15 protein-coding genes are annotated in these 16,501 nt (G+C 62.1%); 9 read left to right on the plus strand and 6 right to left on the minus strand.

The genetic code is table 11. From position 1 onward, the window contains the following. The first annotated feature begins 25 nt into the window (after window positions 1-25). A complete protein-coding gene (gabD, locus tag AC07RZ_RS10055) occupies window positions 26-1,480 on the plus strand; it encodes an NADP-dependent succinate-semialdehyde dehydrogenase (protein WP_494667849.1) in 1,455 nt (484 codons plus the stop codon). 243 nt (window positions 1,481-1,723) lie between these two features. After that, on the plus strand, window positions 1,724-2,893 hold the full coding sequence (locus AC07RZ_RS10060; protein ID WP_144742553.1) for an MFS transporter: 1,170 nt from the start codon (window positions 1,724-1,726) through the stop codon (window positions 2,891-2,893). Window positions 2,894-2,908: 15 nt separating this feature from the next. Here AC07RZ_RS10060 and AC07RZ_RS10065 read toward each other — a convergent pair whose 3' ends face one another. Then, window positions 2,909-3,865: a phytanoyl-CoA dioxygenase family protein gene (locus AC07RZ_RS10065; RefSeq protein WP_494667850.1), complete on the minus strand. Its 957-nt coding sequence runs from the start codon at window positions 3,863-3,865 to the stop codon at window positions 2,909-2,911. Between the two features lie 138 nt (window positions 3,866-4,003). Between AC07RZ_RS10065 and AC07RZ_RS10070 the strand changes: the two genes are divergently transcribed. After that, entirely contained in the window at window positions 4,004-4,858 is an 855-nt protein-coding gene (locus tag AC07RZ_RS10070; RefSeq protein ID WP_494667851.1) for a helix-turn-helix domain-containing protein, read from the plus strand. A gap of 46 nt (window positions 4,859-4,904) precedes the next feature. Here AC07RZ_RS10070 and AC07RZ_RS10075 read toward each other — a convergent pair whose 3' ends face one another. Continuing rightward, window positions 4,905-5,795, minus strand: a complete 891-nt coding sequence (locus AC07RZ_RS10075) for a LysR family transcriptional regulator (protein WP_494667852.1) — start codon at window positions 5,793-5,795, stop codon at window positions 4,905-4,907. Between the two features lie 113 nt (window positions 5,796-5,908). Between AC07RZ_RS10075 and AC07RZ_RS10080 the strand changes: the two genes are divergently transcribed. Beyond that, on the plus strand, window positions 5,909-7,495 hold the full coding sequence (locus AC07RZ_RS10080) for a zinc-binding metallopeptidase family protein (protein ID WP_494667853.1): 1,587 nt from the start codon (window positions 5,909-5,911) through the stop codon (window positions 7,493-7,495). A 6-nt stretch (window positions 7,496-7,501) separates the two neighbouring features. Here the strand turns inward: AC07RZ_RS10080 and speB are convergent, their stop codons facing one another. Then, window positions 7,502-8,455, minus strand: coding sequence for an agmatinase (gene speB, locus AC07RZ_RS10085; RefSeq protein WP_144742517.1), 954 nt, complete (start codon window positions 8,453-8,455; stop codon window positions 7,502-7,504). A 146-nt stretch (window positions 8,456-8,601) separates the two neighbouring features. Between speB and AC07RZ_RS10090 the strand changes: the two genes are divergently transcribed. Both AC07RZ_RS10090 and hemE read left to right on the plus strand, forming a co-directional pair. Further along, on the plus strand, window positions 8,602-9,516 hold the full coding sequence (locus AC07RZ_RS10090) for a LysR family transcriptional regulator (protein ID WP_494667854.1): 915 nt from the start codon (window positions 8,602-8,604) through the stop codon (window positions 9,514-9,516). A 96-nt stretch (window positions 9,517-9,612) separates the two neighbouring features. Continuing rightward, complete coding sequence (gene hemE, locus AC07RZ_RS10095) at window positions 9,613-10,692, plus strand: uroporphyrinogen decarboxylase (protein WP_144742515.1); 1,080 nt, start codon at window positions 9,613-9,615, stop codon at window positions 10,690-10,692. A 104-nt stretch (window positions 10,693-10,796) separates the two neighbouring features. Here hemE and AC07RZ_RS10100 read toward each other — a convergent pair whose 3' ends face one another. After that, window positions 10,797-10,979 (minus strand): hypothetical protein, encoded by a 183-nt coding sequence (locus AC07RZ_RS10100; protein ID WP_342829864.1) that lies wholly within the window; start codon window positions 10,977-10,979, stop codon window positions 10,797-10,799. Between the two features lie 552 nt (window positions 10,980-11,531). Here AC07RZ_RS10100 and AC07RZ_RS10105 point away from each other — a divergent pair. Continuing rightward, window positions 11,532-13,574, plus strand: a complete 2,043-nt coding sequence (locus AC07RZ_RS10105; RefSeq protein ID WP_494667855.1) for a primosomal protein N' — start codon at window positions 11,532-11,534, stop codon at window positions 13,572-13,574. A 2-nt stretch (window positions 13,575-13,576) separates the two neighbouring features. Here AC07RZ_RS10105 and AC07RZ_RS10110 read toward each other — a convergent pair whose 3' ends face one another. After that, window positions 13,577-14,371, minus strand: coding sequence for a FadR/GntR family transcriptional regulator (locus AC07RZ_RS10110; RefSeq protein WP_092395771.1), 795 nt, complete (start codon window positions 14,369-14,371; stop codon window positions 13,577-13,579). Window positions 14,372-14,590: 219 nt separating this feature from the next. Here AC07RZ_RS10110 and AC07RZ_RS10115 point away from each other — a divergent pair, with 219 nt between their 5' ends. Further along, entirely contained in the window at window positions 14,591-15,355 is a 765-nt protein-coding gene (locus AC07RZ_RS10115; protein WP_494667856.1) for an SDR family oxidoreductase, read from the plus strand. Between the two features lie 53 nt (window positions 15,356-15,408). Beyond that, a complete protein-coding gene (locus tag AC07RZ_RS10120) occupies window positions 15,409-15,750 on the plus strand; it encodes an L-rhamnose mutarotase (protein WP_144742511.1) in 342 nt (113 codons plus the stop codon). 6 nt (window positions 15,751-15,756) lie between these two features. Here AC07RZ_RS10120 and AC07RZ_RS10125 read toward each other — a convergent pair whose 3' ends face one another. Continuing rightward, the gene (locus AC07RZ_RS10125) at window positions 15,757-16,455 is read right to left on the minus strand and encodes a response regulator (protein WP_494667857.1); all 699 of its coding nucleotides are present in this window, start codon (window positions 16,453-16,455) and stop codon (window positions 15,757-15,759) included. Window positions 16,456-16,501: the final 46 nt, after the last annotated feature.

Below are 16,501 nucleotides of genomic sequence, written 5' to 3' on the forward strand. Positions count from 1 at the left end.
CTTCAATGTTCATAGGAGTCACCCCATGATGCAATTAAAAGATCCCTCATTGTTCCGTCAGCAAGCCTATGTCAATGGCGAGTGGTGCGGCGCCGACAGCGGCGCCGCTCATTCGGTGACCAATCCGGCCACCGGCGAAACCATAGGCAGCGTGCCGCTGATGGGCGCCGCCGAAACCAGACGCGCGATCGCCGCAGCCAACGAAGCCTGGCGCCTGTGGCGGCGCAAGACCGCCAAGGAACGCAGCATCGTGCTGCGCAAATGGAACGACCTGATGCTGGCCAACCTGGACGACCTGGCGCTGATCATGACGGTCGAGCAAGGCAAGCCGCTGGCCGAAGCCAAAGGTGAAATCGCCTACGCCGCATCGTTCATCGAATGGTTTGCGGAAGAGGGCAAGCGCGCCGGCGGCGACACCATTCCATCGCCGTCGCCGAGTTCGCGGATCGTGGTGGTGAAAGAGCCGATCGGCGTTTGCGCGGCGATCACGCCATGGAATTTCCCGGCCGCGATGATCACGCGCAAAGCCGGTCCGGCGCTGGCCGCCGGCTGCACCATGGTGCTCAAGCCGGCCGAATCGACGCCGTTCTCGGCGCTGGCGCTGGCGGTGCTGGCCGAGCGCGCCGGCGTCCCGGCCGGCGTGTTCAGCGTGGTGACCGGCTCTGCCCGCGAGATCGGCGCCGAAATGACCAGCAACCCGGTGGTGCGCAAGCTCACGTTTACCGGTTCTACCGGCGTCGGCCGTTTGCTGATGGAACAATGCGCGGCCACTATCAAGAAACTGTCGCTGGAGCTGGGCGGCAATGCGCCGTTCATTGTGTTCGACGACGCCGACCTGGATGCTGCCGTCGAAGGCGCGATGGCCTCCAAATACCGGAACGCCGGCCAGACCTGCGTCTGCGCCAACCGCTTGTATGTGCAGGATGGCATCTACGATGCGTTCGCCGAAAAACTGGTGGCCGCGGTGGCTAAGCTGAAGGTCGGCGACGGCCAGCAAGAGGGCGTCACGCAAGGTCCTCTGATCGACCAGAAGGCGGTCGCCAAGGTCGAACAGCATATCGCCGATGCGGTGGCGAAAGGCGCGCGCATCCTGGCCGGCGGCAAGCGCCATGCGCTCGGCCAGAGTTTCTTCGAACCGACCGTGCTGGCCGATGTGACTTCCGACATGATGGTGGCGCGCGAAGAGACTTTCGGTCCGATGGCGCCGCTGTTCCGCTTCAAGACCGACGACGAAGTGCTGGCGCTGGCCAACGACACCGAATTCGGCCTTGCCAGCTATTTCTATTCGCGCGATATCGGCCGCATCTGGCGTGTCGCCGAGGGCCTGGAAAGCGGCATGGTCGGCATCAACACCGGCTTGATCTCGAATGAGGTGGCGCCGTTCGGCGGCGTCAAGCAATCGGGCCTGGGGCGTGAGGGGTCGAAATACGGGATCGAAGATTACCAGGTAATCAAGTACCTGTGCATGGGCGGGATCTGACGTTTCCGGCGCGCCGCCTTGCATGCATTTGCGCCCAGCAAGCCGTGCCTCCCAGGCACGGCGTTTCGCAAAAATCCAACACTTTCCCAACCGGCAACCACGTTTTGAGGCCGAAACCTGGTAGCGCTAACACAAATAAATCGCCGTTGATATAATGTTGCTTCGCACCATGGCCCCGGTGCGCGCCTTTGACCGCCGCGCTTTCCTGCTGTTCGGCGGTTCCATTTCCGGACGATCATCATGCTGTCTTTGCCCCTATTTGCCCTCGCTGTTGCCGCTTTTGGCATCGGTACGACGGAGTTCGTCATCATGGGCTTGCTGCCCGATGTCGCGCGCGACCTGGGGGTGACGATCCCGGCGGCGGGCATGCTGGTGACCGGTTATGCGCTGGGCGTGACGATAGGTGCGCCGATCGTGGCCATCGCCACCGCCAACATGCCGCGCCGGACGGCGCTGCTGAGCCTGATCGGCCTGTTCATCATCGGCAATGTGCTGTGCGCCTTGTCGCCGAATTATGTGGTGCTGATGCTGGCGCGGGTGGTGACAGCGTTTTGCCACGGCGCATTTTTCGGCATCGGCTCGGTGGTGGCGGCCGGACTGGTGGCGCCGAACCGGCGCGCGCAGGCGATCGCCCTGATGTTTGCCGGCTTGACCCTGGCCAATGTGCTGGGCGTGCCGTTCGGCACTGCCCTCGGGCAACAGCTGGGCTGGCGCTCGACGTTCTGGGCGGTGACCGTGATCGGGGTGCTGGCGGCGATTGCGCTGGCGCTGTGGCTGCCGAAGAAAATCGAGATGCAAAAGACCAGCCTGCTGCAGGAATTCGCGGTGCTCAAGGACAAGCAGGTACTGATGGTGCTGGCGATCAGCGCACTGGCGTCGGCCAGCCTGTTTTCGGTATTCACCTACATCACGCCTATCCTGGAAGACGTCACCGGACTGACGCCGCATGCCGTGACGCTGGTGCTGCTGGTGTTCGGCCTGGGCCTGACAGTGGGCAGCGCGCTTGGCGGCAAGCTGGCCGACTGGCGCCTGATGCAGTCGCTGATCGGGTTCCTGGTGGCGCTGGCGATCGTCTTGACGGTATTCACCCTGACCATGCGCACGCCGCTGCCGGCGGTGATCACGATCTTCATCTGGGGCGTGCTGGCGTTTGCAATTGTGCCGCCGCTGCAGATGCTGGTGGTGGAACGCGCCAGCGCCGCGCCCAACCTGGCTTCGACCCTGAACCAGGGCGCTTTCAACCTCGGCAATGCGAGCGGCGCCTGGTTTGGCGGCATGGCGATCAGCGCCGGCTTCCAGCTGACCACCTTGCCTTACGTCGGCGTGGTGGTCGTGGTCGCGGCGCTGGGCTTGACCTTGTGGTCGGCTTCGATCGAGCGCAGCAACGGCCTGGCGATGACCCCTAGCGAATAAGCGCCGGTCCTGTTCCTACCAGGGTTTCTTGCCCAGGATCTTCTCGCCCAGCTCGCTCAGCTGCGCCAAGGGATAGCGGGTCTTCTCCCATTCGCGCGGGTCGCCGGGAAAGGCGTAGCTGTCCGGCGGCGTCCGCTGCGCCCAGCTTGCTATCCGCCAATTTCTCAATTCTGCTTCTTCCTCGCGCGCCGGCGTAAACGCGATGTATTGCGCCAGCCGCACCTGGTCGGCCGAGGTATTGGGGCGGATGCCGTGCGCCAGCAGGCTGTTGAAAATCAGCAGGTCGCCCGCCTGCATCGGTACGAACTGCACTTGCCAAGGCAGCGATTCCACATCCGGGCGCCACGGGTTGCGATCCTTGGGCGCAGTCTTGCGCCACTCGGCGAAATGTTTGAACAGTTCAGGAATGCATTGGAACCCGCCGCTTTCCGGCGTCGTATCCGATAACGCCAGCACTCCCTGCACATTCACCGGCAGCGGCTCCAGCGAGGTGTCGGCATCCCAGTGGATGAAGCCGCCGAAACGCCGCGCGCCCTGGTTCGGCGTGTTCAGGTTGGCGCGGTCTATGGTTACCCACAGGTCTTCGCGGTCCCAGATGTCGACGAAGGCGTCGACCATGCGCGGCGTCTGGCGGTTGTCCCAGAACGTCTGGTGGTGATAAGCCTCGACCATGCCGGAGCCGTTCAGCTCTTTCATTTCATGGTCGCGCAGTTGCGCGCGGTTCCAGGTGTCGGGTGCGTTGCGGTCCAGCTCCTGGAACTCCCACAAAAAATCGGCCGTGCGCTGTACCTGTTCGGTGCTGACCGCCTGCTTGACGATGACGTAGCCATAGGTTTGCCAGTGCTGGAAATCGGCGGCCGACAATACCCGCAGCGGCAGGGTTTTCCGTATGTCGCGCAACTGCTCCTGGTCAGGGTAGAGCACGGATGGATTGCTGAGAGGTTGCTTGGCGGCAGCGTAAGGCTGGTTCATGAAGGTCTCCGGGTTGGTGTTGTCGGCAGGGCCTGGTTTGATTGCAGCTCGATTCTCTGCCGCCGGGCGCCAGCCGATTTCGCTGCAACTGCCGCTTATTGATACTATCCTGATGTAATCATCCATCGGAAGGTCAGAATGCGACCGCAATATGAGCACCTCACCTTGTCTCCCGGCCATTCCTGGCAGTTGCTGTGGCGCGAATTGCCCGAGTTGCCGTTTCTCTGGCATTACCATCCAGAGTTCGAGCTGACCCTGACCTTGAACGCGCGCGGCCAGCGTTACGTAGGCGACCATCTGGCCGATTTCGGCGATGGCGACCTGATATTGCTGGGGCCGAACCTGCCGCACACCTGGTCGGCCAGCGAGCGGATCGCGCCCGCGCAGCAGATGCTGGCGGTGGTGGTCTGGTTTTCGCGCGACTGGCTGGTCCAGCTGCAAACCAGCTTGCCGGAACTCGCCGGCCTGCTACAGCTCGGCAAGCGGGCCGACAGGGGATTGCAGTTTTCCGCCGCAACCGCGGCTCGCGCCAGGCCGCTCATGCTGCGCATGGAAAAATTGGCGCCGGCGCAACGCCTGCCGATATTGCTGGAACTGCTGTTGCTGCTGGCGCAAGACGAACAGGCGCAGCCGCTGGCTTCGGTGGCTTCGACCTCGATCGCGGTGGACACGCAGCGCCAGCGCATGGGACGGGTGCTGGACTATATGCACGCCCATTTCCAGGCGGCGCTGCCGGCAGAGCTGCTGGCCGAGCGCGCGGCGTTGTCGGTAGGGGCTTTCCACCGCTTCTTCAAGCGCCACACGCAGCTGACGGTAACCGCTTACCTGGCCCAGCTGCGGATAGGCAGCGCCTGCCAGCAACTGATCCAGACCGACAAGGCGATAGGGGTGATTGCGCAGGAAGCGGGCTACCGCAACCTGGCCCATTTCAACCGCCAGTTCCGCGCGGCCAAGGGGGTCAGCCCGCGCGAATTCAAGCAAAGATACAGATAGCATCGAACTATGGCGGAGTGCAGGCACTTACTTCATGTTGGTGAATCTAGATGGCGGGTAGCGCTGAGCGAGCCCATTCGAGATCGCTGCTGAGCCAGCGTGCGGCTTCGCTTTGCTGGTCCTGCTTGCTCCAGATCAGGTCGACGCTTTTCAGGAACGCCGGTTCCTGGTATTCATGCGCCAGGATTTTCAAGCCCTCGCGCACGCCATTTTCCTGCATTGCGTGCTGCGGCAGGAAGGCCCAGCCCATGCCGCGCCTGAGCAGGTCCAGCAGCAATTCCGGGCTTTCGATGCGCCACATGATTTCGCTGTAGCGGCCGAAGATGGATGCATCGCCGCCGTCGCGGCTGGAAGCCAGCAATTGCCGGTGCTGCGCCAGGTCGCTGTTATGCACTTGCGGCAGGCGGCTCAGCGCATGGCCGGCCGCCGCCACCGGCACGAATTGCAGCTGGCCCAGCGAGCAGGCGTTGAAGTCGCTGGGCATGGGATCGACCGTGACCGCAATGGCAATATCCAGCAAACCGCGCCGCATCAAGTCGGTGGCGTCGATGCTGGTAGGGCGGAACAATTCCAGCTGCAGCTGCGGGAAACGCCGTTCCAGCTCCGCGCACAAGGCATGGCTGCGGGCCAGCGGCAAAGCCTGGTCGATGCCCAGCCGCAAGCGGTGGCCATGGCCGGCGCTCAGGCTGTGCGCCTTGCGTTCCAGGTTGCCGGCCGCAGTCAGCGTCGAACGGGCGAAACCCAGCAGGACCGCGCCGTCCGCAGTCAGGGCCAGGTGGTGCAGGTCGCGCTCGAACAGGCGCGTGCCCATGTCCACTTCGAGATTGGACAGCGCGGTGCTGACCGTCGACTGCGCCTTGCCCAGGCGGCGCGCGGCCGCCGACAGGCTGCCGCAATCGGCGATGGTGGCGAATACCAGCAGGTTTTCCAGGGTCATAGGGAAGGCGCGAAGCAGGGCGTTATCGACAAAACAGATGACCGTTAATTATGGCATGGGGCACATCGTGATTAGTATGCATCGGCAGCCATGCAACTACTCAGGAGACGGGCATGATTACCGAAGCAAAACAAAACGCGCTGGATTGGGTGGACGACAACGCCCGCCAGCTGTCGGACTGGCACCAGACCATCTGGCACTACGCCGAACCGGCTTTCCGCGAATACAAGTCGAGCGCCTGGTATGTCGCCAAATTGCGCGAATACGGGTTCGAGGTCGAAACCGGCAGCGGCGGCATGCCGACCGCGTTTGTCGCCACTTTCAAGAACGGCGACGGTCCCACTATCGCCACCTATGCCGAGTACGATGCGGTGCCCGGCAACTGCCAGGCGGCATCGACCAGGAAGGAGCCGCGCGCGGGTTTGTCCAGATACGCGCCGGGCCATACCGATCCGCATTCGGCGCTGGGCATCAGCGCGCTCGGCGGCGCGCTGGCGGCGCAGGACGCCATGCTGAAATCCGGCATCCAGGGCACGCTCAAGGTGTTCGGCGAGCCGGCTGAAAAATTGCGCGCATCGAAACCCGTCCACGCCGCCAAAGGTTATTACGATACGCTCGACGCGGCGGTGAGTTTCCATCCGACTTACATGCTGCCGCTCTGCAACACCACGGTCTGGGACGCCCATTGCGGCGTCGGCTACAACTATATCTACACCTTCACCTGCGACGCGCCGGAAAACTGGATCGCCGCCGACAAGTTCAGCCCGATCCCGCAAAACCACCTGGCCGCGCGCGCTCCCGGCGCCAGCGATGCGCTGGTGCTGTTCTACAACCTCAACGAGAGCCTGCGCCGCTCGATGCTGCCGGCCACCGGCCTGTGGAGTTTCAACGAAGCGATCCTGTGCGCCGGCCAGGCCACCGCCGATAACCTGACGCCGCATGTGTCGCAAATCAATTTCATGCTGCGCACCGACTCTGTCGAACAGGCCGAGATCATCAGCCAGGTGATGGACAACAATGCCGAAGCTGCCGCCAAGGCAACCTTTTGCGAATGGAAGAAAACCTGGGTCAGCAAATCGCGCGGCGGCCTGCCGAACCACGTGATGGCGCGCGCCACCTACGACAACATGGTGCTGGCCGGGCCGCCCACGTGGGACGGCGAAGCGATTCGCATCGCGCAGGAAATCCAGCGCAACCTCGGCCACGAACCGATGGAAAAACCGTTCCTGGCGGTCACCGAAGAATTGATCGACCCTGAAGACTGCGAGCGCGAATTGCGCAAGCAGATGCCGGCCTGGCAAAAATACCTGACCTCGGACGATTACACCGACTACACCTGGCATTGCCCGACCGTACGGCTGTATGTGGCGCGGCCGATGCTGGCGGCGCCGCGCGGCTTCGTATATCCGGACTGGGTAGCCAACGCGCTCGGCGGAATTCCCGCCACCATCGATCCGATGATCCAGTCCGCCGCCAAGACCATCGCGGCAACCCTGGTCGATCTGTTCAGCAACCCGGCGCTGTTGCAGGCCGCCGGCGATGAATTCAAGGAACGCACCGGCGGCGGCATCGGCGGCAGCAACTGGCAGGCGCCGCTGCTGCCGAAGGATTTCAAGGTGCCGCACCAGTATCGCTGGCCGGAATACATCACGACTGTGCGCGGCGAAGAGTGGACCATTCCGTGGCGCGACGATGAATAAGCGCGGCTAGCGGCGCGGCACGCCTGGCAGCACGCACAGCATTTCGTACGCCAGGTTGGCTCCCAGCAGGGCGGTGGTGCCAACCGGGTCGTAGGGCGGCGATACCTCGACCAGGTCGGCGCCGACGATGTCCAGGCCCCAGGCGCCGCGGATGATTTCCAGCGCCTGCGGCACGGTCAGGCCGGCGATTTCCGGGGTGCCGGTGCCGGGCGCATAGGCCGGGTCGATGCCGTCGATGTCAAAGCTCAGGTAGACCGGGCCGCCGGCCACGCGCGCCCGCACTTCTTCCATCAGCGGCGCCAGCGATTTGTTCCAGCATTCTTCCACCTGCACCACCTTGAAACCCTGGTCGCGGCACCAGTCGAAATCTTCCGCGGTGTAGCCGGTGCCGCGCAGGCCGATCTGCACCACGCGCCGGCAATCCAGCAAGCCTTCTTCCACCGCGCGCCGGAACGGCGTGCCGTGCGCGATCTTTTCCCCGAACATGGTGTCGTTGACGTCGGCATGGGCGTCGACGTGGATCAGGCCGATCTTGCCGTATTTGCGGTGCAGCGCGCGCAGGATCGGCAGCGCGATGGTGTGGTCGCCGCCCAGCGAGATCGGACGGCAGCCGGAGGCGACGATGCTGTCGTAGGCGGTCTCGATCAGCCTGATCGAATCGAGCAGGTTGTAGGGATTGATCGCGACGTCGCCCAGGTCGGCGATGCGCAGCGCATCGAAAGGCGCAGCGCGGGTAGCCATGTTGTAAGGCCGCAGCAGCACCGATTCGGTACGGATCTGGCGTGGGCCGAAGCGGGTGCCGGAGCGGTTCGAGGTGCCGAGGTCGAACGGTACGCCGACAAAACAGGCGTCCAGTTCCGCGCTGCTGGCGACGTGCGGCAAACGCATCATGGTGGCGATGCCGCCGAAACGCGGCATGTCGTTGCCGCCTAGCGGTTGATAGAGAGGGGTTTCCGACATGGTCGTCTCCGGGAAGGAATGGGGGGGGGGATTGAATAGCAGCCACTCTAGCCGCAAATAACATTAATAAAAATGTGTGTAATCGAATATTTACATTGATCTGGATAGATGTATGATCGACCTGACTTCCTTATTTCAGACTTGGCATGCTCAACCAGCTATCCGACCTCGACCTGCGCCTGATCCGTGTATTCCTGTCGGTGCTGGACGCTGGCGGCATTTCCGCCGCGCAGACCACCCTGAACGTCAGCCAGTCCACCATCAGCACCCAGCTGGCGACGCTGGAAACCCGGCTTGGGTTCCGTTTGTGCGAGCGCGGCCGGGCCGGATTCCGGCTGACGCCGCGCGGCGAGCAGTTTGCCCAGTCCAGCCGCCAGCTGCTGGAAAACATCGACCACTTTTGCCTGGACGCGCGCCAGATCGGCCGCAAGCTGGCCGGGCAGCTGCACCTGGGTTTGATCGGCCACGCCGCCATGAGCGCCAACGCGCGCCTGGGCCAGGCCATCGCCCGCTTTCGCGCGCGGGATGAGGCGGTCACGCTGTCGCTGGCGGTGCTGGCTCCCGGCCAGCTGGAAGAAGAGGTGACCAATGGCCGCCTTGACCTTGGCATCGGCTATTTCTGGCACCGTCTGCCAAGCCTGGAATACCTGCCGCTGTACACGGAACGCCAGGTGGCGTACTGCGCTGCCGCTCATCCGCTGTTCAAGCAGGCCGGAAAACTGACGACCGCGGCATTGGCGCAGCACGACTGGGTCTGGCGCAGCTATCCGCTGCCAGAGGCCGACGGCCCGGGCGGCGTATTTTCGCCGGCGCGCGTGACGGCGCTGGCCGACAACATGGAAGCGGTCGCGGTCCTGATCCTGTCGGGACAGCATCTCGGCTTCCTGCCCCAGCACTTCGCCGCGCCTTTGGTACAGCAAGGATTGCTGGCGGCGCTCAATCCGGCGCTGCTGTCCTATGAGGTCACCTTGCACATGGTCGTGCGCCGCCAGGCGAGCCGCGGCGAAGTGCTGCAAGCGTTCCTGGATGACATGGTGGCGGTGCACCGGCAACCAGGGTAATCGCAGACATATACGTGGCATGCGAGGAACCGGTGTCGCGGCCGCCGGTTTGGGTGAGATAATGAGGCGTTATCACACGCATCCAGATTGCCTCTTATGTCACAATTCGCTCCGCTCAAGAACGATACTTTCCTGCGCGCGCTGTTGCGCCAGCCAACCGACTACACGCCCCTGTGGCTGATGCGCCAGGCCGGCCGCTACCTGCCGGAGTACCGTAAAACCCGCAGCCGCGCCGGGTCCTTCATGGGACTGGCGACCAATCCCGACTATGCTACCGAAGTCACGCTGCAGCCGCTCGACCGTTTCCCGCTGGACGCCGCGATCCTGTTCTCCGACATCCTCACGGTGCCGGACGCCATGGGCCTGGGCCTGTATTTCGCCGATGGCGAGGGCCCTAAGTTCTATCGCCCATTGCGCGATGAAAAGGACGTGATGGCGCTGCAAAGCCCAGACTTGGGCAAGCTGGATTATGTGTTCAAGGCGGTTACGCAAATCCGCACGGAACTCAACGGCCGGGTGCCGCTGATCGGTTTTGCCGGCAGCCCGTGGACCCTGGCTTGCTACATGGTCGAGGGCGAGGGTTCGCGCGAATTCCATACCGTCAAGACCATGCTGTACAACCGCCCGGACCTGATGCACCACGTGCTGAGCACCAATGCGGCGGCGGTAGCGGCCTATCTGAATGCGCAAATCGACGCCGGCGCCCAGGCCGTGATGATTTTCGATTCCTGGGGCGGGGCGCTGGCGGACGGCGCCTATCAGGAGTTTTCGCTGAATTACATGCGCCAGGTGGTGTCCCAGCTGCAGCGCGAGAAGGACGGCGTGCCGATTCCGGCGATCGTATTTACCAAGGGCGGCGGCTTGTGGCTGGAACAGATCGCCGATATCGGCGCCGATGCCGTCGGCCTCGACTGGACCGTCAACCTGGCCGAGGCGCGGGCCCGCATCGGCCAGCGCGTCGCCTTGCAGGGCAATCTCGATCCGGCAGTGCTGTTTGCCAATCCGGAACAGATCCGCAGCGAAGTCGAGCGCCTGCTGAACTCTTATGGCGCACCGCAAACCGGCAGCGGCCATGTATTCAACCTGGGTCACGGCATTTCGCAATTCACGCCGCCTGAATCGGTCGCCGTCATGGTGGAAGCGGTCCACGAAATCAGCCGTAAATTGCGCGGATAGAAGCTTGCCGGCGCCATGCAACGGCTGCTACCTGTTGAAGCACGCTGTTACACAACGCCATGCATAACACATTCGTAAGCAATCCGGAGATTGGCGCGCGATAGTTATGCACAAAATAAATCTGCTGCACCACGGAAATTATTTATATCTATATTTTTTATTTTGCACTTGAGTCTGTTTTGTAAGTGTTTGATTTTAAATGGTTTATTTTCTGCTTTTAGTTTAGGCAATTTATTGAAACCCGCATCAAATATGAGGCTGCAGCCTGTCAAGAGCAGGTTACCCACAAAGTTATCCACAGACATTGTGGATAATTTGAAAAGCGCTTATGAAACCGATGCTTAGGGCACTTCCTCATGTTTTACATTAAGTGGAATCTTAGAAATTAGGGTTTACCCTCGATTTCCCTCAGTTGACACGGGGCTAATTTTTCCGGTGCGAAACTAGGCGATGCTGCCCCAAAAAGTGACATGGTGGTGCATCGCGATGGATTTGAATGTAGATCTGATTGTTAACCTGCCATTGCCCGTTTGTTACCTTTTTGTGCGTTGTTTTGGGGCGCCCCGAATTTAGTTATGCACATAATTTTGTTTCCGCAAGGATTTTTTTTAAGAACGGAAATTTTTTTGCTTTCCGGAATGATCAATTTAAGTCTTTGATTGTAAATAGTATTTTTATTGATACTGGTTTGGGCAAGAGCCTGAACCTGCCGTAAACAGGCGCTTTCAGGTTGTTTACGCAACCTTGTCCACAAAGTTATCCACAGATCTTGTGGATATTTTTAAAAGCACTTATGAAACCGATAGTTAGCTTATTTCCTCGGGAATTACATTAAGTTCGTGAAACAAAGCATTCTCCAAATCGTCCTCGATACTCCCTTGGATAGCAGTTTCGACTATCGCTGGCAGGCCAGCGACGACAGCGAGCCCACGCCGCAAATCGGGCAGCTGGTCCAGCTTTCGTTCGGCCGGCGGGAAGTGGTCGGCATGATCGTCGGCACCAGCGCCGAGAGCGACGTTCCCGCCGAAAAATTGAAAAACGTGCAAGCGGTGCGCCACCAGCTGCCGCCGCTATCGCCCCAATGGCTCGCCTTGTGCCGTTTTGCCGCCGATTATTATCAGCGGCCGCTGGGCGAAGTGGCGCTGCCCGGCCTGCCGAAAAACCTGCGTGCGCTGACTACCGTGGCGCTGGATCGCGGCCTCAAAAAATTGCAGCAAGGCGGCGCCGCCCACGACGCCACGCCGATCGACGTGGCGCAGCTGAATCCGGCGCAGCAGCAGGCTGCCGACGCGATTGCCGGCGCCAGCGGCTTTGCGCCGACGCTGCTGTACGGCGTCACCGGCAGCGGCAAGACCGAAGTCTACCTGCAGGCCGCGGCGCAGATCCTGGCGCACAGCGAAGGCGGCGCCGACAACCCGTCGCAGATCCTGATCCTGGTGCCGGAAATTAATTTGACGCCGCAGCTGGAAGGGAACATCCGCGCCCGTTTCCCCGGCGTGATGGTGGCGACCTTGCACAGCGGCCTGGCGGAAGGCGAGCGCATGCGCCACTGGCTGGCGGCGCACCTGGGGCAGGCGCGGATCATCCTCGGCACCCGGCTGGCGGTGCTGGCTTCCCTGCCGCACCTGAAGCTCATCGTCATCGACGAAGAGCACGATCCGTCCTACAAACAGCAAGAAGGCTTGCGTTATTCGGCGCGCGACCTGGCCGTGTGGCGCGCCCACCAGCTGGGGATACCGATCGTGCTGGGCTCGGCCACGCCGTCGCTGGAAACCTGGCACCACACGCAATCCGGACGTTACCGGAAGCTGGAGCTGCGCGAGCGCGCAGTCAAGGATGCGGTGTTGCCGCTGGTGCGCCGGATCGACATGGAGCGCGACAAGCCCAGCGAGGGACTGACCTCGACCCTGGTCAGCGCCCTCAAGCAAAGGCTGGAGCGCGGCGAACAGTCGCTGCTGTTCCTGAACCGGCGCGGCTACGCCCCGGTGATTGCCTGCGACGCCTGCGGCTGGGTCAGCAACTGTACCCGCTGCACCTCTTTCATGGTGCTGCACAAACCCGAGCACCGCCTGCGCTGCCACCATTGCAGCCTGGAGCTGAGGATCCCGAAATCCTGCCCGACCTGCGGCAATGTCGACCTGCAGCCGCTGGGACGCGGCACGCAACGGCTGGAAGAGGGACTGCAAGCGATGTTTCCGGAAGCGCGGGTGCTGCGCATCGATGCCGATTCGACGCGCCGCAAAGGCAGCGCGCAGGCTGCTTTCGACAGCGTGCACCGGGGCGAAGTGGATATCCTGATCGGCACCCAGATGGTCGCCAAGGGGCATGATTTCAAGAACCTGACCCTGGTCGGCATCCTGAATCCCGACACGGCGCTGTTTTCCCACGACTATCGCGCCAGCGAGCGCCTGTTTGCGCAACTGATGCAGGTGGCGGGGCGCGCCGGCCGCGCGGCGCAGAAAGAGGGCGGCAGCGCCAGCGAGGTGCTGATCCAGACGCGTTATCCACAGCATCCCCTGTACGCGGCGGTGATCGCCCACGATTACGATCGCTTCGCCACTTCACTGCTGGAGGAGCGTGCGCAAGCCTGCTTGCCGCCTTATATTTATCAAGCGTTGCTAAGGGCCGAGGCGAAGGAGCTGGAAACCGCGATCGAGTTCTTGCAGCAGGCGGCCAATTGCATCGAGCACGGCGGCATCACCATGCATGATCCGATTCCGATGACCATGACCCGGGTCGCCAACGTCGACCGCGCGCAATTGCTGATCGAGTGCCCGTCGCGCCCCGGCCTGCAGGCTTTCCTGACGGACTGGATGGCTCAGCTGCGGCAGATCAGGACGCGCGCCAAATGGTCGCTGGAAGTGGATCCGGTGGATATCTGACCCTAGTGTCTTTGCTCGGGCACCGAGCGGGAAAAGATCCGCACCACGGAATCCATGTGCGCCCGCATGGCGCGCCGCGCCGCCACTGCATCGCGTGCCTGCAGCGCTTCCAGGATGAGCTGGTGTTCATGTTCCGAACGGTTCGGCATGTCTTTCGAGCTGTACAGCGTTTGCAGGCGCTGGAACATCATGCCGTATTTGCGTCCCAGCAAGTGGCTGACCAGCAGCAGGTAAGCCGGGTTGCCGCTGGCCTCGGCGATGCGGATATGGAACAGGCGGTCGCCGGGATGGGTATGCGAGCCGCTGCGGTTATCCTCGACATTGCGCGCATACGCCTCTGCGATATTGCGCAGCTGCTCATCGCTGGCATTGACTGCTGCCAGCGCCGCCGTCTCGGGTTCCACCAGGCGCCGCGCCTGCAGCAGCTTGAACGGCGGGATTTCGTCATCCAGCCCAAGATTGATTTCCAGGTCCAGTTCCGGATCGATTTCCCAGCCGCTGCGGTGCGCTGCCTGCTGCAGGGCCGGCGCCTGGTTGCCGTTGTTGCGCGCTGCTTCGTCTTCATTGCGCGGCAACACCATCACGCCATTGCCGACGCGGACGCTGACGATGCCGATCACTTCCAGTGCGATCAGGGCTTCGCGCACCGACGTGCGGCTGACGCCGAACTGCTTGGCCAGTTCGCGTTCGGGCGGCAGGTTGTCGCCGGGACCGTATTCGCCGCGGTCGATCATGTCGCGCAGCTGGTCGGCGATTTGCTGGTACAGGCGGCGGTTATGTATAACTTGTATGGGCATGGCAGTAAGGAAAGAGATTTTTCGTATTGTGCCACGGCGCGATAGCTGCGAACCTAAGCAAATGGCGCTGGCGCCCGCCCTGTCTTCAATAAATGACGGCAGCGGGTTGCCGGTCCGGTTGCTCGCTGAATTTCTGCTGTGCTAGTATTGGTCCAGCCAATGAACCTTTTCAGTATAAAATATTAACCCGAGTAAATCCAGAAAATCGGAGGCAGCCGTATGAGATTGCAAGGAAAACGCGTTTTGGTGACTGCGGCCGGGCAAGGCATCGGCCGCGCCAGCGCCCTGATGTTTGCGCGCGAAGGAGCGCAGGTATTGGCGGCCGATATCAATCTCGGTTCTTTGGCGGAAACCGCCGGTGCCGCAAGCGCTGCCGGCCATCCGCTGCGGACGGTGCGGCTCGATGTCACCGACGCCGCCGCGGTGGCGGCGCTGGCGCAAGCAGAGCAAAGTTTTGATGTGCTGTTCAATTGCGCCGGATTTGTCCATCACGGCAGCATCCTCGATTGCAGCGAACAGGATTGGGATTTCTCATGGGATCTCAACGTCTCTTCCATGTACCGCCTGATCCGCGCGCTGCTGCCGGGCATGCTGGCCAAGGGCGGCGGTTCCATCATCAACATGGCGTCGGCGGCTTCCAGCGTCAAAGGCGTGCCCAACCGTTTCGTCTACGGCGCCACCAAGGCGGCGGTGATCGGCCTGACCAAGGCGATTGCAGCGGACTTTGTCGCCAAGGGCATCCGCTGCAATGCGATTTGTCCCGGCACGGTCGAGTCGCCGTCGCTGCGGCAGCGGATTGCCGAACAGGCGCGCCTGCAAGACGTCGATATCGCACAGATCGAAGCTGCGTTTGTCGCCCGCCAGCCGATGGGACGGGTGGGCAAGGCCGAAGAAATCGCCGCGCTGGCGCTGTACCTGGCTTCGGATGAATCGGCGTTTACCACCGGCGCGATCCACGTGATCGACGGCGGCTGGTCCAACTGACCTGCGCCGGCGCAGCCACCCTACACTCTATCTAGTTAGCGAGCTTCGACAATATGCGTTACTGCCTGGCGCTGGACCTGAAGGACGATCCCGGCCTGATCGGCCGCTATGAAGCGCTGCACCGCCGTATCTGGCCCGAGATCGCTGTCCATCTGCGCCTGCATGGCGTGCTCGGCATGGAAATCTATCGCCTTGGCACGCGCCTGGTGATGCTGATGGACACCGACGACGCGGTTTACAGCCCGGAGCGCATGGCCGAAGCCGCGCGCAGCAATCCCAAGGTGCAGGAATGGGAAACCCTGATGTGGGAATTCCAGGCCGCCACCCCGTGGACCCCTGCCGGAGAAAAATGGGTGGCGATGACGCAGATTTTTGATCTCAAGCTGCAGCCCTGAGCCGCTTCAGCTTCCTTCACCCTCATCGCTGTTCTCGTTATCTGTCTGAAACCAGTCGCCGCACCCCGGCGGCTGGACGATATCGCCGCTCACCGCGGCGCAGTAGCGGCCCAGTGCGATGTCGCTATCCAGGCCCAGTTTCTTCATCGCCGACGCTTTTTGCAAGCTGACCGTTTTCACGCTCTTGCTCATGCGCTGGGCGATATCGCGCAAGCTGTTGCCCGCCACATACAGGCGCAGCACTTCCGTTTCGCGCGGGCTCGGGATGCGGCTTTTGGCCTGGCCGTTGATACCGTTCTGCAACAGGGCCCGGAAAGACGGTCCTACATAAGGCGATCCGTTGCCCAAGTGGCGGATGGTCTTGCCCAGCTCCGGAATTTCATCGCTTTTGTGCAGCAAGCCGTTCGCGCCGCTATTGACGATCTGGTACAGCACCAGCGGAAACGCATTCATGGTCAGCACCACCAGCCAGGTCTGCGGATGATGGCGCCGGATGTAAGACAGCAGGTGCAAACCGTCGCTGACGCGCACCATCGGCATCGAAAATTCGGTGATGACCAGGTCGCAAGGCGTCGATTCCAGGCATCTGACCAGCGCATCCGAACTGGTCACGCTGGCCACGACGCGGCAATCCGGCACATGGTTGAGGTAATTGCGCACCCCTGCGGTAAATACGGGGTGGTCGTCCGCTAGAACAATCTTCACATTGATTACTCCACAGAAAATAACAGACAGGATCGGAGCCGGCCCG

Source organism: Collimonas sp. GW821-FHT07E08, from assembly GCF_059418905.1.